Origin of the sequence: Alterirhizorhabdus solaris (assembly GCF_007785815.1) — a bacterium.
Taxonomy (GTDB): Bacteria; Pseudomonadota; Alphaproteobacteria; order Sphingomonadales; family Sphingomonadaceae; genus Alterirhizorhabdus; species Alterirhizorhabdus solaris.
The window spans coordinates 1-16,461 of record NZ_VNIM01000088.1; the positions used below are offsets into that span (position 1 = coordinate 1).

13 protein-coding genes and 5 pseudogenes are annotated in these 16,461 nt (G+C 61.8%); 7 read left to right on the top strand and 11 right to left on the bottom strand.

Going from position 1 to position 16,461, the window contains the following annotated elements; translation table 11 throughout:
- Positions 1–135: 135 nt before the first annotated feature.
- Complete coding sequence (locus FOY91_RS22865; protein ID WP_420822889.1) at positions 136–441, top strand: helix-turn-helix domain-containing protein; 306 nt, start codon at positions 136–138, stop codon at positions 439–441.
- Positions 442–699: 258 nt separating this feature from the next.
- Here the strand turns inward: FOY91_RS22865 and FOY91_RS22630 are convergent, their stop codons facing one another.
- From FOY91_RS22630 to tnpB, 4 genes and pseudogenes are all read right to left on the bottom strand, one after another.
- On the bottom strand, positions 700–1,041 hold the full coding sequence (locus FOY91_RS22630) for a plasmid pRiA4b ORF-3 family protein (protein WP_203234614.1): 342 nt from the start codon (positions 1,039–1,041) through the stop codon (positions 700–702).
- A 7-nt stretch (positions 1,042–1,048) separates the two neighbouring features.
- A complete protein-coding gene (locus FOY91_RS22635) occupies positions 1,049–1,300 on the bottom strand; it encodes a plasmid pRiA4b ORF-3 family protein (RefSeq protein ID WP_203234615.1) in 252 nt (83 codons plus the stop codon).
- A pseudogene (gene tnpC / locus FOY91_RS22870) lies at positions 1,297–2,840 on the bottom strand (IS66 family transposase). Before tnpC ends, FOY91_RS22635 begins: the two are co-directional and overlap by 4 nt.
- Before the next feature lie 49 nt (positions 2,841–2,889).
- Positions 2,890–3,243, bottom strand: a complete 354-nt coding sequence (tnpB, locus tag FOY91_RS16855) for an IS66 family insertion sequence element accessory protein TnpB (protein ID WP_145154488.1) — start codon at positions 3,241–3,243, stop codon at positions 2,890–2,892.
- A 460-nt stretch (positions 3,244–3,703) separates the two neighbouring features.
- On the opposite strand from tnpB, the gene FOY91_RS16860 reads away from it, so the two are divergent.
- Positions 3,704–4,426 (top strand): Crp/Fnr family transcriptional regulator, encoded by a 723-nt coding sequence (locus tag FOY91_RS16860; protein WP_145154467.1) that lies wholly within the window; start codon positions 3,704–3,706, stop codon positions 4,424–4,426.
- A 347-nt stretch (positions 4,427–4,773) separates the two neighbouring features.
- Here FOY91_RS16860 and FOY91_RS16865 read toward each other — a convergent pair whose 3' ends face one another.
- Complete coding sequence (locus FOY91_RS16865; protein ID WP_145154469.1) at positions 4,774–5,238, bottom strand: phasin family protein; 465 nt, start codon at positions 5,236–5,238, stop codon at positions 4,774–4,776.
- Positions 5,239–5,923: 685 nt separating this feature from the next.
- On the opposite strand from FOY91_RS16865, the gene FOY91_RS16870 reads away from it, so the two are divergent.
- Positions 5,924–6,121 carry a hypothetical protein gene (locus tag FOY91_RS16870; protein ID WP_145154471.1) on the top strand — a complete coding sequence of 66 codons (198 nt, stop codon included), beginning with the start codon at positions 5,924–5,926 and terminating at the stop codon, positions 6,119–6,121.
- Positions 6,122–7,197: 1,076 nt separating this feature from the next.
- Here the strand turns inward: FOY91_RS16870 and FOY91_RS22875 are convergent.
- Positions 7,198–7,293 (bottom strand): annotated as a pseudogene (locus FOY91_RS22875) (hypothetical protein); the annotation flags it as partial.
- Between the two features lie 198 nt (positions 7,294–7,491).
- Between FOY91_RS22875 and FOY91_RS16875 the strand changes: the two are divergent.
- Together FOY91_RS16875 and FOY91_RS16880 are read left to right on the top strand one after the other, a co-directional pair.
- Positions 7,492–9,120 carry an EAL domain-containing protein gene (locus FOY91_RS16875; protein WP_145154472.1) on the top strand — a complete coding sequence of 543 codons (1,629 nt, stop codon included), beginning with the start codon at positions 7,492–7,494 and terminating at the stop codon, positions 9,118–9,120.
- A 15-nt stretch (positions 9,121–9,135) separates the two neighbouring features.
- Positions 9,136–9,582 (top strand): BLUF domain-containing protein, encoded by a 447-nt coding sequence (locus FOY91_RS16880; RefSeq protein ID WP_145154474.1) that lies wholly within the window; start codon positions 9,136–9,138, stop codon positions 9,580–9,582.
- Positions 9,583–9,859: 277 nt separating this feature from the next.
- Here the strand turns inward: FOY91_RS16880 and FOY91_RS16890 are convergent, their stop codons facing one another.
- Positions 9,860–11,869: a S8 family serine peptidase gene (locus FOY91_RS16890; RefSeq protein ID WP_145154478.1), complete on the bottom strand. Its 2,010-nt coding sequence runs from the start codon at positions 11,867–11,869 to the stop codon at positions 9,860–9,862.
- 1,125 nt (positions 11,870–12,994) lie between these two features.
- Here FOY91_RS16890 and FOY91_RS16895 point away from each other — a divergent pair.
- Complete coding sequence (locus FOY91_RS16895; protein WP_145154480.1) at positions 12,995–13,807, top strand: IS5 family transposase; 813 nt, start codon at positions 12,995–12,997, stop codon at positions 13,805–13,807.
- Between the two features lie 148 nt (positions 13,808–13,955).
- Here the strand turns inward: FOY91_RS16895 and FOY91_RS16900 are convergent.
- The 4 genes and pseudogenes from FOY91_RS16900 to FOY91_RS16910 all read right to left on the bottom strand — a co-directional run.
- A pseudogene (locus tag FOY91_RS16900) lies at positions 13,956–14,129 on the bottom strand (IS481 family transposase); the annotation flags it as partial.
- Between the two features lie 60 nt (positions 14,130–14,189).
- Positions 14,190–14,295 (bottom strand): annotated as a pseudogene (locus FOY91_RS22935) (IS630 family transposase); the annotation flags it as partial.
- Between the two features lie 61 nt (positions 14,296–14,356).
- Positions 14,357–14,512 (bottom strand): annotated as a pseudogene (locus FOY91_RS22940) (winged helix-turn-helix domain-containing protein); the annotation flags it as partial.
- A 78-nt stretch (positions 14,513–14,590) separates the two neighbouring features.
- Positions 14,591–14,740: a helix-turn-helix domain-containing protein gene (locus FOY91_RS16910; protein ID WP_145154484.1), complete on the bottom strand. Its 150-nt coding sequence runs from the start codon at positions 14,738–14,740 to the stop codon at positions 14,591–14,593.
- A 380-nt stretch (positions 14,741–15,120) separates the two neighbouring features.
- Between FOY91_RS16910 and FOY91_RS16915 the strand changes: the two genes are divergently transcribed.
- Positions 15,121–16,257: a heme-binding protein gene (locus tag FOY91_RS16915; protein WP_145154486.1), complete on the top strand. Its 1,137-nt coding sequence runs from the start codon at positions 15,121–15,123 to the stop codon at positions 16,255–16,257.
- The last annotated feature ends 204 nt before the right edge of the window (positions 16,258–16,461 follow it).

Sequence of the window (16,461 nt, forward strand, 5' to 3'; positions counted from 1 at the left end):
TCGAAGGTCCTGTGACAGCACTCGTGGCATCCATGCCGGCCTCCTCGACCCGGCACAACGCCTGAATCAGAAAACCGCGCTCGTGTGAATCCTCAACGATTCAGAAGGCGCGGAAACCGCTCTAGCCCACCTGCTGTGCGAATTCTCTCTTCGCCTGGAGGAAGCGGGGTTCGGCGAACGGAACAGGTTCGAGTTGCCGATGAGCCAGGAGCAACTCGGGACTGCACCGGGCTCACGCCGGTTCATGTGAACCGCACCTTGAAGACGCTTGCCACGAACGGGCTCATCGACCGAATTGGGCGTGCGGTTACCATCGGAGACTGGAACGCGCTGGCCACGGCAGGGGATTTTCATAGTGGATACCTGCATATGCGGGAAGATCAGTCCGCAATCCGCCGAAGCCGCGCCTCTGGTTGTCGGGTTTCGCGGCGCGGGCCATAGCCTATGTGATTGATATCTCCGGTTAGTAAAGTTCGGGCCGGTAAAGCTGATGATGATCCGCCTCGCCAAACCGTGATTTATAGGGCCATATGCGAACGCGACCCGGATGAGCATTGGGTGAGAACCCGATCCCATCTACTGAGTCCGGCCGCGTCGTTCGCGGTCGGACTCGTGTTTTGGTCAACACACCGTCGATCTGCTGATCTTCAATCGGGTTGCATCTCGGATCCAGGTAAGCGTGGTCTGTGGACCGCCTGGCTATGAGTGTCGGCTCTTCTCGTATGCGAGCTTGCCGGCATGACGGCGGATGGCGATGGCCGCGAGGGCACGTCGGGTGAAGCGTTCGTCGATATCTTCGGGGTTGTAAGCGCCGCCATACCAGTCACGCAGGCGGTCGTGTTCCTCATGGGCAGGGTCGGCCATGACGTCGAGGAACAGCTCGAGGCCGGGTAAGCCACCCACATCTTCGGGTGGGCAGCGTCGCTCGCCGGCAACGAAGCGCGGGTATTTGACGTCGGGCTCGCTGGGACCAACCGTCTCGACGGTGATGGTGTGCCGCCAGTCGTCGTCCATGTCGTAGGTGTAGATGAGTTCTTGCACGCCCCGATCAGAGGGCGGCGAGCTTCACGTTCCTGGCGGCTGCCATACCGCTGTCGGGCCACATCGGGTCCGGTATGCCATAGCGCCGGTCGCCCGCCTCGAAGTGCCAGAGATGGCAGTTCTCCCAGCCCATTGCGGCTTGGATGATGTCGTGGATCATCTTCAGGCTGGCGGTGACCGGCACATCGACCCGGCGCCAGATCGCGGGCTCGATGTCGTTCAGGACGATATGCAGGCGGGCAATGATCTCGGCGCTCATGCCGCCAACCTGGCAGGTTCGCAGGTCCAGTTCCACGGCATGAGTTCGTTCCAACGGCTGGCGGGACAGTCGTCGGCGATCTTCGCGATGACGTCGGTGATGTAGGCCTGGGGGTCGACGCCGTTGGCCTTGCAGGTCTGGATGACGGTGTAGATCGCGGCGGGACGCTCGCCGCCTGCCCTGGAGCCCGCGAACAGCCAGTTGCGGCGACCGATGGCGATACCGCGCAGCGCCCGTTCCGCGATGTTGTTGTCGATCTCCAGCTCGCCATTGTCGAGGAAGCGGCAGAGCGCCGGCCAGCGCCTGGTGCTATAGGCGATGGCCTTGGCCATGTCGGACTTGGGCGACAGGCGGCGCAAGCCGGCGTCGAGCACCTCGCGCAAGACGTCGACCAGCGGCCTGGTTCGATCCTGCCGGGCACGATGCCGCACATCCGGTGGCTGACCGCGCACCTCGGCCTCGATGACGTAGAGCGCGCCGATGCGTTCGAGGATGTCGGCGGTCAGCGGTGTGGGCGAGCATTCGTGCAGGTCGAACAACTTCCGCCGGAAGTGCGGCCAGCACGCGACCTCGGTGACGCCGCTGCGGTACAGGCCGTCATAGGCGGCATAAGCGTCGGCCTGGAGGAAGCCCCGGAACCCGGCGAGATGCGCCTGCGGGTGTGCACCGGTCCGGTCGGTGGTGAAGCGGTACCAGGTGGCTGGCGGCATGGTGCTGCCGGAGGCGCGGTCATCTGCCGCATACACCCACAGCCGACCGGTCGCGGTCTTGCCCCGGCCGGGATCGAGCACCGGGACGGGCGTATCGTGGATCTTGTCGGCGGCGAGTACTGCGTCGCGGATGCTGTTGACGACGGGGTCGAGCAGCGCTGACGCTTGCCCGGTCCAGCCTGCGAGCGTCGAACGATCGATGTCGAGACCCTGCGCGGCATCATCTCGGCTTGGCGATACAGCGGCAGATGGTGGTTGAACTTCGAGACGACCACATGTGCCAGCGTCGCGAACGTCGCCTTCCCGCGCGCCACGGCGCTGATCGGTGCCGGTGCCTGAATGACCTTCTCACACCGCCGGCAGCTGTACTTCGGCCGGACCTGCCGGACGACCCGCCAGCGTACCGGCATGACATCGAGCATCTCTTGGGCGTCTAGGCCCAGGCGGCGCAGCGCACCACCGCAGTCCGGGCAGGTGCAGGCGCCGGATGCGGGCTCATAGACGATCTCCTCGCGCGGCAGGTGGTCCGGCAGGCTGCGCACCGGTGCCGGCCGCGCCGGCGTGTCGACCGCAGTGGCCTCGACGTCGGGAACGGCGCTCTCCGTCTCCAGTTCCTCCAGTGCCAGTTCGAGCTGCGCGATCTCGCGCCCCAGCTTCTCGGGCGAGGCGCCGAACTGCATCCGTCGCAGCCGAGCGATCTGCCCGCGCAGCGTGTCGATGAGCAGGTCGCGGGCGGCGAGTGCTGCGTTGGCGCGGGCGAGCGAAGCCTCCAGCGCAGCGATCCGCGCATCGGTATCAGATAAGGCAGCGGGCGCTTCCAACACCCCCATCACATAGCAGATCGTGCCCGGTGAGGCGAGCAGAAGCCACGCAAAACCGTCATTTTTTGCCCGCCGGGGTCGGTACGAACGTCCGCTCCGGCCGGCGCCAGTCGATGCCTTCCAGCAGCATCGACAATTGTGCTGGCGTCAGCGTCACAGAGCCCGTTGCCGTCACCGGCCAAACGAAGCGGCCACGGTCGAGCCGCTTGGAGAACAGGCACAGACCCTGGCCGTCGAACCATAGCAGCTTGACCAGATGACCGCGCTTGCCCCTGAACGCGAACAACGCAGCGGAATGCGGGTTCTCGGATAGCACCTGCTGGACCAGCACCGCCAGGCCGTCGAACCCCTTGCGCATGTCAGTCACGCCGCACGCCAGGAACACCCGCGTCGGCAACGGCGTCGGGCTCATCTCAGCACCGACAGCACCCGCGCCAGCGCGCCCGTGTGCACCATGGCAGCTTGGCATCCTGCCTTGGGACTCGTCGGTGATAGCGACTACCTGGATCTTCACCTCGCAGGCCGTCTCCACTATCCCCACTGCTTCATGGGACAAGATGGTCGCTGTCTCGACAAGCGCGTGAAGAATGCTCTCAGCCAGCAGCAGCGCCGCCTGGCCGTGAGCGTCGGGTTCCGCGACAGCTACGCGTGCAGCCGTCCCGTCGGATGTAGGTGTTGATGGAGCCATGCGGCCTCCTGGCGAGGATCAGGCATGAAATGCCGGCGTCTACTGGCCGCCGGCGCCTGAGGGCGTAGACAAGCGATCCCTGCACCATAGGCTCCGTCAGCGCGATCCATCGCAACCAAGATCAACATCGCTACTTGATCCAGGTTGCGATACGACCTCGTAACGTGAGTCAGTCGGATAGTGTATGGCCAACGCATTTGTCGAGAAGCTGCGCGGCTACGCCTCCCTGACGGAGGCGGATGCGACGATCCTGGAAGCTGCGTGCTCGACGCAGCGCAATGTCGCCGCTCGACATGATCTCATCCGGGAGGGCGACAAGCCCGGGTCCGTCTTCGTCATGCTGGAGGGCTGGGCCTGCCGATACAAGATCCTCCCCGAAGGCGGACGGCAGATCACGGCGTTCCTGATGCCTGGCGATTTCTGTGACATGCACGTCTCGGTACTGCAGGAGATGGATCACAACATCGGCACGCTGACGCCGGCTCGCGTGGCCTCGATCCCGCGGGCGAGGATGGAGGAACTGATCGACACCCATCCGGGCATCACCCGAGCGTTCTGGTGGACGCAACTGGTCGACGAGGGGATCCTGCGGGCATGGATCGTCAGCATGGGACGGCGGAAAAGCTCAGCGCGCGTAGCGCACCTGATGTGCGAACTCTACGTCCGGATGCGAAACGTCGGCGCCACGACCGGCGACAGTTGCGAGATGCCGCTCAGCCAGATCGTGCTGGCGGATGCGCTGGGCCTGACCTCGGTCCACGTCAATCGCGTGTTTCGCAAGCTCCGGCTGGCGAAAATCATGGAACTCAGGACTGGCTCTCTCATCATCTCAGACATTGAGCGACTGGCCCAGATTGCCGGGTTCGACGATAACTATCTCCACCGCCGGGGCGCGGCAGCGGTCTGATCGGGTTGCAGGACGGGTCCACGCGCTACCCCACGATCAGACATTCCGCCCCGGGGGCGATCGACGGCTAGGTCTACCCCGCGGTCATAGACAAATCCGGCCGCGAAATTCTCTGCTTCACCGATCGTCGCAAAGCAATGCGGGAGCGTCTCGTGCCACAGGGATCCGCTCGGCGTGACGAGGCACAGCGTGACCCTGAATCCTGGTCCTGACCGGCGGCTCACGACCGAGGCACGCCGGACCTCGAAGGCCGTCCGCTCTCCAGTGACAAGTTTCATCGTGCCCCCACGAGTTTATGGAAACGTGTTCAGACATTGACGAAAGAGGCCTTTGCGGCACACTTGCCTTCAGATTGCAACTGGCCAGGGTGTCGGTGCTACCGGCGCCCCGAAGGGGATCGACCAGTGCCGCGCCATGGCCTGCACCGTCCGCACGAGGGTTTCTCCCGTCCGCACCATGCCGGACGCCATTTCGCCCGCCGAAGTTCGAACCAGTGCCTGCTGCGCGTTCATCAGGTCGGCTGGGCATTTCGCCCGGGCGAACGCCTCACTTGCGGCCACGATCAGGCCTATCGACCGGCTCGACCGGTCTGCGCCGTCGCTCGCCAATTCGCGCACTCCCTCACCTGCGGCGCTGCTGGTGCCACGAACGACATCGACCCCTTCCCAGATCGCATGGCTCGCGCCAGCCAGCAGACGGGAATTTCGGCCAAGCTGATCGTGCACGGCGGTCGATAAAGCGGCGAACGGCAGCACCGACGTCGGGCCCTCGACATCGCCCGCTTCTGAGGCGTCCGTCTTGATGATCGGCATGATGACGGCTTCCCTCTGCCAGCCTCAATTTCCAGAAGACGGTAATTCGGATGGTCACACCCGCCACTCCCCAGAAGTACTCCGGGAGGTGTGCAGCGTTACGGCTTGTACGGCCCACGCCTGCCGAACGAACTGCGCGGTTGCACCTTCCATAGCCAAGTTGCGGTCATGCTATATTGATTATAATCAATCTTTGCCGGACCGGTCTGCGAATTGAAGATGTAACGTAATTGTGTCGGTCTTGTTATCTTAGTGTCTAGTAACAATATGCTACATATAGGAGCATGACATAAGCGACGTCGGACCGATGGCAGTCCCAAGCGCGGCTCGGAGAGGAAGAACGATGCAAGGCCAACAGGCTGCCAGGAATCTCACGCCTTCCGCAAGGTCGCGGCCCGGAGCGGCCGTTGCACGAGTGTTACCGACGGACCCGCGTCAGATGAGTGCAGGTTCATCCGACGCGGTACCCTCGCGTTTCTATAGTGAGGCGCTCACCCCCGGCGGCGAACTGATTCGCGAGCATCCCGATGGTTCACGCGAGCTCGTCCGAATCGACGAAAATGGAAGTCGCTATGTCGAACGGACAGTCTGATCGACCCCTGCTTTCCCCGGTCATGCAGGAAGCACAATCGAGCGAGAGCCTGCCACGGGACCCTCGTCGCAGCGACGTCAGGCCGGAGAGTCCATGTCGATCCAAGATACGCAGGTCCTGATCACAATTCCACCGGAAGCCATCGCCGCCGTGGATGCGTGGATCGCGCGCCGCGACGAACCTCGGCACAGCCGCGAAGAAGCTGTCCGGATCATAGCCTCCCACCATCTGGGGGGCGATGATCCATTGACCATGCTCCCCACCCTGGTGACGGGGCGGGACATCGTATGAGGGGGCGCTTCTCCACGTCTCAAGCCGCCCGGTAGGCCGCGTCGGCCGTCGCGATAGCGGCGGTGGCGCTGATCCGCAGACGCTTCGGCCCGGTCATCGAGAAGTCGGCAGGCGTCGCGGTGCGCAGATCCGAAGGCGCCGTTTGAACGGCAGGCCCCGATGGCATGCGCATGCGACCGACCGAATGGAGCGCAGCCGACGAAGCCTTGCACGAGCCGTTCCCGGCCATCAGCCCACCGGCGATCAGATGGCCACCAGCGAAATAGGATCTGCTACATCGGCCGTCATGGGTGCCAACGAGCAGTCCTCTGCTTGCCATAAGCGGCGATGACAGGTGTCCGGCGGGGCCTTCTAATCATCTCAGTCGCGGCGGCCTAGCATCGCGCGCCTGCGCCTTTCCCCGGGCATTGAGGCCCGTGGTGCTTATTTAGAAGTGGTCGGCCGTCGTGCCGCGGGTTCCGCGCGCATCCTCTCCGACATGTCTGACACGCCGGTCGTATATCCATCCTACCAAGGTTGTCCCGAGGATTATTGATCTGGAACAACATCTGTCAATTCCCTGTCATCAACGGCGCCAGTTCCGTCGATCTGCCAGACAATCGACTACTACGGCGATCGTTTCACAGTGTGTCCGAAACACTGACGACATCGCTGGCGGAACAGCGGGTCGTGGGCGATTGGGGCTGAACGGTCGGGCCGAGGTTCAGTGCCGTCGGGATCGCAGCGCACGCGCCGTCCGGTTTGCTGAGCGCGCGGTGGACCCGGAGACTTTGGTCCGTTTGCGCACCGCCGAAACCTTGGGCTGCTCCGTCCGCGAAGCGGCTCATATTGCCATGCCGACCGGTTGACCCCGATCAATCTGGAGGCGTGACGCTCGGAGAAGCCGTGATCGGCCATCAGCTTCTCCACCGCAGCGTAGCGCTCCACCGACCGGGTCAGTTTTTTCCCAGCAGATCCTTCAACGCCGGCACGTCGAGCATCGACTCCGCCAGCAGCTTCTTCAGCCGGCGGTTCTCGTCCTCGAGCGTCCGCAAGCGCGCAGCGTCGGACACCGTCAGGCCACCGTATTTCGACTTCTAGGTGTAAAAGGTTGCATCGCTGATCCCGTGCTTGCGGTACAGGTCGGCGGTCTTCACGTCGGCGTCATGCTCCCGCAGCACCCCAATGATCTGATCCTCGGTAAATTAGCTTCGCCGCATGATTCGTCTCCATCTGACGAGCTAACTTACCAATGGCATGCATTCTGGGGAGCAGGTCACAGCCTCGCTCGGTGCAGATACATAGATTTCAAACCGATTGCGGGCGTTAACGTTTGCTTTTCCTGTTCGATCTAAAATGGTTTGGAAAGGTCAACCGAGAAAGCCGGTACGATGAACGCAGCACCGATCTCTCGAAGAAGCTGGTTAGCTACGGCTGATCAGACGTTGCAGAATCTGCCAGGCGCCGTTCTGATCCTGTTCTGCGACGGGACCGTCGAGTACGCCAATGGTGCCGCCCGTGCCCTTTTCAAAACGCTTGACCCTATCGGCAGCACGCTGAGAAGCCTTTTCAGCCTCAACGGGATGGTCGGTGGCGGTGAGATGCTTGCCGCGGTTGCGGCTGGAACGTCGGTTTCGACACGCTTGCCCGATGGTCGCGTATTCGATGTTAGCAGTCGGCCACTGCCGGATGATAAAGCTGTGGTCACGTTGATGGACGTCAGCCGCTACGTCCACGATGCCGAACGCGCTACACGGGACGCCCTCACCGGTCTTTTCAACCGTGCCAGCTTTCACCAGCTGCTGCGCGAGAAGCTTGTAGTGGCCCAGCGCACAGGCGAAGCCCTCGCTGTTCTCTGCATCGATCTGGATCGCTTCAAGAGCGTCAATGACACGTTAGGACATCCGGTCGGCGATGGGCTTCTCGCCAAGGTCGGCGAACGTCTCCGCAGCATGTCGCGCGAAACGGATTTCGTGGCGCGGCTGGGAGGCGACGAGTTTGGCATCCTGCAAACGGGTGGCGATCAACCACTCGCCGCGCAGGCCATGGCGACCCGTCTCGTCGACCTGATCGGCCGGACGTACGTGGTTGATGGTCATATGCTAAACATCGGCGCTAGTGTCGGTATCGCACTAGCACCCGGTGATAGTTCCAATCCCGAGGTCCTGCTGAAGCGTGCCGATCTCGCCCTCTACAAGGCAAAGGTCGACGGTCGAGGGACGTTTCGCTTCTTCGAAGGCGAGATGGATGCCCGCATGCAGGCTAGGCGTGCGATGGAGATTAACATTCGCAAGGCGATGGCGCTCAAGGAGCTGGAACTCGTCTATCAGCCACAGGTGCATCTGGAGACGAACGCTGTCGTTGGTTTCGAGGCGCTTTTGAGATGGAACAACGCAGAACGGGGCGTCGTATCACCCGCCGACTTTATCCCCCTTGCTGAGGAGATCGGCCTGATTGTGCCGATCGGAGACTGGGTTCTTCGCACCGCCTGCCATGAAGCGGCGTCATGGTCGCAACCGGTGTCGATCGCGGTCAACCTGTCGCCGGTGCAGTTCCGAAACGCTAAGCTGATAGAATCCGTCGTCTCGGCATTGGCATCGTCGGGTCTCGACCCGGGCCGGCTGGAGCTGGAGATCACCGAAGGGGCGCTGCTGGAGAATACGGAGCGAGTATTATCGGTGCTCAACGCACTTCGCGCTATCGGCGTCCGTATCTCGATGGACGATTTCGGCACCGGCTACTCTTCGCTGAGCTACCTGCAAAAGTTTCCGTTCGACAAGATCAAGATCGATCAATCGTTCGTGCGAGGCAACACCGATGACAGCAACGCCATCGTGCGGGCCGTCGCAGGCCTCGGTGCCAGTCTCGGGATCAGGACGACGGCGGAGGGGGTGGAGACGGTCGAGCAACTCAACCGCATCCGGGCCCAGGGCTGCCACGAGGTACAGGGCTATTTTACCGGTCGCCCGATGGCCGCGACAGCCGCCGCATCATTGTTGAACGCAACATCATCCCACTAGCGAGAGGATTATCGCATGGCCAACGACGTTTACCGCCTGGTCTATTACAGCCGCAACCGCATGACCGGCACGCCCGACGATCTGGCGGCCAGCATCGCCACCATCCTGAACACCAGTCAGGCCAACAACGGTAAGGTCGGAGTGACCGGCGCGTTGATGTTCAATTCGGGATTTTTCGGGCAGGTGCTCGAAGGCCCGCAGGCGGCCGTGGAAAGCGTGTTCGAACGTATCCAGCAGGACGATCGTCACGGCGAGGTTTCACTACTTGCGTTCGAAACGGCGCCTACGCGTTCATTCGAAGGATGGTCGATGGGCTTTGTGGGCGCATCCGTTCCGGATGCGGCGCGCTATGGCGCGATCGTTCAGGACAGCGGCTTCGATCCGACGCGGATGAGCGGCAACGCCTTGTTTGAGACCCTGCACCACCTGGCCCTGGACGACGAGAAGCTCGCGGCGGCTTAACGTAGGGGCGAGGCGTCCGCGTAAATTTCGCAAACCATCAAAAGCCAGATGTCGAATTCGATTTTGAAAAGGAGTGATCGTGCCGGACTATCCGGAAGCTCGGTTCGATGCCCGGTACCAGTGAAACTGCTGGACACGTTGTCGAAAATGAGCTTCGATCACATAACCCGGATGGTCAGCCAGATTTTCGGACTGCCGGTAGCTGCTGTGTCGCTGACGGATCGTGATCGACAATGGTTCAAATCCCGGGTCGATATCCCCATCCCCAACCAGCTTTTCACGAAAGTATGGTGGTTCGTACTACAAGTGCGAAGTTCTGCGGATGTAGCGCCGCACGAAATGCGCGCACCGTGATGGTCCATGTGCCTGCGTCAAGTCCGGTCCATTCCACCTGTTCCACGTTGTTAAACCGGTCGAAATCGGACGAGCCGGGTGCGACGTTGCCATGGCGCTCCTCGCCACTTGGCCCCATAAGGATCAGATCAAGATCATTTTGAAGCGCCTCGCCGGGCGGGTCGGTCCAGACAAGCGTGACCTTCAATGTTCCCGTCTGGTTAAGCGCGACGTCACGCGTCCACTCGTCCCCAGTCTGCAAGGCGGGACCCTCATCAAACCATTCGACCGATACATCGGAGGGTAGGGGACCGACTGTATTCGGCATGTCGACCCGTCCAAACCCTTCCTCGAAGTTTGGGATTGGGCCCGCCTCGGCGGGGGTATATTGGCCAGCAATATTGACCGCACCGTTGATTAGCATGGCTTTGATCAGGGCCGCGCTTGGCTCGCCACCGAGAAACTCGCGTACGACCGCCGCGCAACCCGCGACGATGGGCGTCGCCATGCTCGTCCCACCCATGAAGCAATATTCGCGGTCGTTTGATGGCCCCCAGAACGATCCCACGTTCGCGTCGCGAGAATGGGTCGACAGAATTGCCGTTCCCGGCGCGACCACGTCTGGCTTGATACGCTGGTTACGTGTTGGGCCGCGACTGCTGAACGCGGCAAGGCCATTTGGGTTGTCTGCCCACAAATCATCGCGAATGGGATTTGCAGGGTAGTCTTGCGGCCACGGTGCGCCCCATTTCTTTGAAATGGCCGGACGCAGGTTCTCGCTGGCGCCAACCGTGATGCAATTCTTGGCTGTGCCGGGAGAGCCGATTGACCCGTTGTCGATAACCCCATTCGCGTTGCCGTCTATACCTTCGTTGCCAGCCGCAAACAGGATCGTCATGCCTCGATTGTTCCAAACGTATTCGTCGACCTCCTCGCTGTTGCTGGTGTAGCGGCCAGCCACTGCCGCGCCCCATGAATTGGTGTGGATGCGAGCGCCCTCGGCATGTGCCTGCGCGAACAGGACCTTGAGATCAGCAGGAATGCCGCCGAGTCCGTTTTTTGCATCGAGTACGGATTGGAGGACCAGTTGTGCCCCTGGAGCGCCGCCCGTTACCGGCCCGCCCATCGTCGGGGAATTGCCGTCGCCGAGCACCGACCCGGCAACGTGAGTGCCGTGTCCGTCTGGGTCGTTACCGCTGGTGCGTCCAAGCGGGATCACTTTCAGCACACGCCCCGCGAAGGCCGGGTGAACATTGGTGGTGGAACCCTTATCGAAGCCAGTGTCGCAAACCGCGACAATCTGCCCCGCGCCACGCAGCCGGGCCTGCCCGTGGGTCCGGTCGGCACCGATGATCCCAAGTGCCACCGTGTTAAACAGTTTGTTACAGACGCCCTCTTCAAGATGGTGAACCGCGTCGATGCGTGCCAAGCGTTCGACAATTTGGGGTCGAGCAACCAGCTCGATCTTGCGCCCCGCGATTTGGATGTCTTCAGGATTGATCCGGGCAGCCTCGGCCAGCTTGGCGCGAACGGCTTCCGGATCAACATCCCGGTGAAGCACGACGGTTACGGCACGTGGTTCCTGCGCCATGGAGGTCTCGACGGTCGCGGACTCCATTCGGCTCAATATCGTGTTTGCACCGGCTGTACGGAGCTCGGGTGCGATCTTGAAACCTTCAAGATAAACGTCGGCCCATAGCACAAACGGGAGCGCGCGAACCGGCGCCAGATTGGTCGGTTCATAGCGACAAATGAAGGTGTTCTCCGGCGCATATTCGAGGATTGTCGCGCCCGTTGCCTCCAATGCCGTCCGATCCGATTGCTGAAGCGGTCCATCCGTCTGAACGAGGATATAGTTGGTAGCGGTAGCGTCCTGCGCCGATCCACGCATCGATAACGTTACCGGCGTTTCATCAGGATCGATCGAGACTCCGTTGATCGTGATCGTGCTCATAGCCGTTCCTCCATCCAGAGTGATCGATAGCCGCTTTCCCTAGCTGCTTTAGCCAGCGCGACTGTTCGTCCGCAGTGCTCCGTCCGCTCTACCATGCGGCGCCATATCTCAGACCGGCTCTTATAGTCGGCCGTCAGAATCGACACCATGATGCAAAGAACACTTTTTGCGTCAAACTGGTTGAAATCTGAGTCTGGTCACAGGTATTCGCGACGCCAAAGCCTCGATCTTATGGCGTCATGCTTAACAGCGTCGCTGTTTCCTATAGAGAACGACGGAAGATGAGCCGCTCGTGTCAATGTGATCTGTCTCACACGCCGGCGAGAGATGGGTCTGATTTAAGTCTCGACTCGGATGTCTTTCCGAGGTGTCGGGGGCGCGTGAACGATGATCACATAGTTGTCGGAGGTTGTTCGTAATAATGGGCGAACCTCGGATCGCTCTGCATCGACTCCGGCCGATACTGGCCAAGCCGACCCCAGTTACGCACGGCGGGCAGGGCGAAGCGCTGGTCGACGCTCGGGTGGACCCGAGCGCCCTTTGCCTCGACACGCAGCTTCTCTGGCTAGGTAACGAGCCATCGCGCGGGCAGCCACGCAGGTCAGCTGTCCCGTTTCGCGTCCACCTCGCAATGCTGCATCCCGAACCGTCGGGGAAAAGCTTGACCTGGCTCTACGAATTGCACATGCAGCTGCTCGCCGGGGAGATCGGAGAATAGATTGCGGGCTGGTCGGGCACCATCTTGCTGGTGCTGCTCGTGACCGGCATGATCGCATGGTGACCAAGCGGCAGCTGAGCCAAGGCGTTCGCCTTCAAGCGCGACGCAGCGCCGATCCCGCGGCTGCGCGATCTGCACAAGCTGGCGGGGGTATGGAGCGCGGGGCTGCTGATCGTGCTGGTCACGACCAGCGTGATCCTGGCGCTGCCGACCATAACGGTCGCGCTGCGCGCTCCTGATGCGGTTCCCGCCCGTCGTTCCACCGCTGTAGATCGGCGTCCAGCGCGGGACCCTCCGATTAGCGACCAACTATGTGAGAGGCTGTTTGGGAACGGCAGCGCAATGAGGTTGGACGATCGGGTCCACTGTGATTCCAGAGGGTTGCGAGACCTTTTCTGGAGCAATCGATGTGGAGCCCGACCGCCCGCGCGCAGCATAGCCGCGCCGGCTTACGCTATGGAAGTGACCTCACCGATGCGGAGTGGCGACTGATCGAGCCCTATCTGCCGTCTCCTCGACCGCGCGGGCGGAGGCGGCGTTGGTCGATGCGCCGGATCATCGAGGCGATCTTCTACGTGCTACGATCCGGTTGCCCATGGCGGCTTCTCCCCGACAGTTTTCCGCCTTGGGGCACGGTCTATGCGTGGTTTTCGGAGCTGCGGGACGGCGGCGTCTTCGAGAGCCTCAACCATCATGTGGTCCAGCTCGATCGTGCTCGCCTCGGTCGCGAGCCATGCCCGTCGGCGGCGGTGATCGACAGCCAGAGCGTGAAGACCACCGAGGCTGGCGGACCGCGCGGCTATGACGCCGGCAAGAAGGTCAAGGGCCGAAAGCGCCATGCCATGGTCGATACCGATGGCCGCGCACTCAAGCTCATCGTTCACCCCGCCGACGTGCAGGATCGCGATGGAGCGGTGCCGCTGCTCAAGCAATCGCGATCACGCCACCCGTTTGTTCAGCGCGCCTTCGCCGACAGCGCCTACAACAGCCCGCGCGTTGCCGACGCCACCTCCATAACGATCGAGATCGTCCGCAAATTCGCCGACCAGACCGGCTTCGTAGTCCATCCCCGGCGCTGGGTCGTCGAACGAACCTTTGCATGGATCAACCGGAACCGCCGCCTTGCCAAAGACTTCGAGCGCACGATCCGCTCCGCTACCGCGTTCCTCTACCCCGCAGCGGCACTCGTCATCATCAGGCGACTGGCTCGTTACGCATGAGATTCAAAACGGGTTCTGAAAGAACGTAGACGTGTGGAGCCGGCGTAAAAGATCGACGCGTCCGGGCCCCCCGTCCCAGTGAATTTCGTGCTTCTTTTTAAGCATTTAGTCGGATGTAGGTGGGGTTCCGAGTTGGACGCCGATTTACATCCTTGGGTCCGGTCCGCAGATCGGCCGTCGATGAGCGCTTGCGCCACTTGGCAACCGTCTTCTAGTTGACGCCGTGGCGCTTGGCCAGCGCCCTCAGGCTCTCTTTACTATGCTGTATCGCTCGACGGACGACCTCTGTCGTCGTGGCGCTCCCGTGTAAAACCTGGCTCATAGCGCTTCCTTCCACTCGCTCGTGGTTGTTGCACCATCAATCGCCGGGACCAAACATCTAATCATGCGGTGCCGAGGGGCGCGTCCCTCGCTTCGCCCATCGCCTCGTAATTGTTCTTCTGCCCGATCCGAGCCTCGTCCTGGAACCTGATCTCTATCGGTGTGCCGTGCGGGAGGGACGTTCGGACCTTGTCCAACACGGCGGCAAAGCCCCCTTTTTAAGGCTTCGATCGCGTCGAATTCCTGAGCATGATGCCTGGGCCGGGCCGAGAGCTTGCGGTTACCGAGCGCGCGCAGCTCGCGATTTAAAGTTGGTCGCGATACCGATAGCGAGAAGTCGTCCCACAACATCTGTGCCAGGTCGATGATCCGCCAGCGCACCATTTCGTGGACTGCCAATATCGGGCCACGCTCAATTGTCTTGACCAGCGCCGTGCGGTGAACCGCCTTTAGCAGCGACGGTTACCCTGGCGCCTTCCGGTCGATCAGCCCGTCACGGCCGGCCGCATTAAACTTCATCACCAAGGCCCGGACGATCTGCAACGTGACCCCGCCGATCCGCGCAGCCTCCGTCCGGCTTAACCCATCATAGATCGCGTCCAGCGCGAGCAAGCGCCGGTTTGCGCACCGTCCTTCGACAGCCGGGCGGCGCGCCTCACCGCGGTGGCGTCGAAGTCGGTGCGAAGCGCGATAAGCATGGCAAACCCCTGTCCGTTTGCCACTCTGAATCAAAGACCAGTGCTGCTGGCAACCCTCGGGAGTCATGGTCCGCAAGCCCTGGTATTAGGCATCTACGGTGTCATCGCAGAGCGATGAGCTTGGATCTACCCAGCGCAGAGCATTCCGGGAGCAAATGCGCCAAGCTCGCGGGGGGAAGAAGGAAGATAGAAATCAGCCGAATCAAGTGACTTTCTTGATAAGGCTATCGTTACTTGCATCTGTTAATTCAGCCCACTATGATGCAACTATTCCGACTGTAGTAGGAGGCTGCCGTGGTGGACTCGACCGACCGCAGGACGCGTAAGTTTTCCGAGGTCATGCCGCCGCAGCCGCGTCAGACTCTCAAGCTGACCAACCGCGGCGTGCCGCCTTCGCCCGAACTTGGCCCGCTGGAGAAGCTGATTGGCGTATGGGTAGGCGAGGGCACAGGTTGGAACATGATCGCTTTGCCCTTCCACGGTGCTTCGGCCCCACCTGCGGGCTTTAAGTTCCGTGTGCTGATGAATCAGTATAGCGAGGAGCTAAAGTTCACCTTTATAGACGACGACGTCCCGAATCGCGGTCTTGTTCGGCCGGGCGAGACGGACCTTGACGGCATCCCCGTCACCGCTGCCGACCAGATGGTGGTGACGGTGGACTATCAGCAGAAGATCGCGCAGGTCGCCGCCGAGGACCGGCCGACAAGCAGCGGATTGGCCGGCGCGCCGGGGTTGCCGATTCATCATGAGCCGGGCCTTTGGCTCTATGACAAGAATCGTCGCGCTAAGGACGACCAGATCAAGGGCGACGAGGTTTCGTTGATCGAGCTGGATGTCGCGCGTCTGGCGTCGATCCCGCACGGAAACTCCGTCTTGGCGCTAGGGCGGTCGGAGGTCCACTGCGGCATGCCGCCGATTCCCGCGATCAGTGGGCTCCCGTCGGGGCGGTTCGAGAATGTCGCGACCGCTGACTACGACTTTCGCGATGCCGTCAACGCAGACCCCTATCTGGAGCCTTACCGACACTATATCGAGCATCCGTTCAAGGGGAACGTCTCCGCGCCCGGCTTCCCTGGCTTTAGCCCCGCCGACATGAACGAGCTCCTGCGCTTCGCCAACCAGGGCGTAGACATCGTGCGAACGACAACGCTGACGGTGGATACCACGCGCAAGAGTGGCGGCGTGCGCAACGCCCCCTTCACGGTGCGCGAGGCGGAGCCGGTCAGCATGAAATCGACCTTCTGGATCCAGGAGCTGGCCGAAAAGGACGAGTATGGGCAGTCGAAGCTGCGTCTGCAATATTCGCAGATCGTGATGCTCCACTTCTTCCGTTCGCGCGAGGATGAGAATCCCGAACGGGCAGCGTGGCCGCATATCAGCATTGCGACGCTGGAGAAGGTGCCGGCTCGGTACGCACTGGTGGAGAGTTAAAGACCGAAGCAGGCGATTATCTCTTAGAGTGCGTTTGAGAAGGATTCCCAAGGGGGCCTTGGCGTGATTCATAGGGGGTCGGACCCACGATGCGAGCCGATGCCCGATGCCGAAGAGGAAGCCGCAAGCGAGGCGGCGCTACGACACTGACCTGACGGACATCCAGTGGGAGTTGATTGCGCCCTTGATCCCGGATGCGCGGGC

Excerpts from the sequence above, each read along its gene's own strand:
- FOY91_RS16890 (WP_145154478.1), bottom strand. The coding sequence starts at position 11,869 with ATGAGCACGATCACGATCAACGGAGTCTCGATCGATCCTGATGAAACG.
- FOY91_RS16860 (WP_145154467.1), top strand. The coding sequence starts at position 3,704 with ATGGCCAACGCATTTGTCGAGAAGCTGCGCGGCTACGCCTCCCTGACG.
- FOY91_RS16865 (WP_145154469.1), bottom strand. The coding sequence starts at position 5,238 with ATGCCGATCATCAAGACGGACGCCTCAGAAGCGGGCGATGTCGAGGGC.
- FOY91_RS16875 (WP_145154472.1), top strand. The coding sequence starts at position 7,492 with ATGAACGCAGCACCGATCTCTCGAAGAAGCTGGTTAGCTACGGCTGAT.
- FOY91_RS16870 (WP_145154471.1), top strand. The coding sequence starts at position 5,924 with ATGTCGATCCAAGATACGCAGGTCCTGATCACAATTCCACCGGAAGCC.
- FOY91_RS22635 (WP_203234615.1), bottom strand. The coding sequence starts at position 1,300 with ATGAGCGCCGAGATCATTGCCCGCCTGCATATCGTCCTGAACGACATC.
- tnpB (WP_145154488.1), bottom strand. The coding sequence starts at position 3,243 with ATGAGCCCGACGCCGTTGCCGACGCGGGTGTTCCTGGCGTGCGGCGTG.
- FOY91_RS16895 (WP_145154480.1), top strand. The coding sequence starts at position 12,995 with ATGTGGAGCCCGACCGCCCGCGCGCAGCATAGCCGCGCCGGCTTACGC.
- FOY91_RS16880 (WP_145154474.1), top strand. The coding sequence starts at position 9,136 with ATGGCCAACGACGTTTACCGCCTGGTCTATTACAGCCGCAACCGCATG.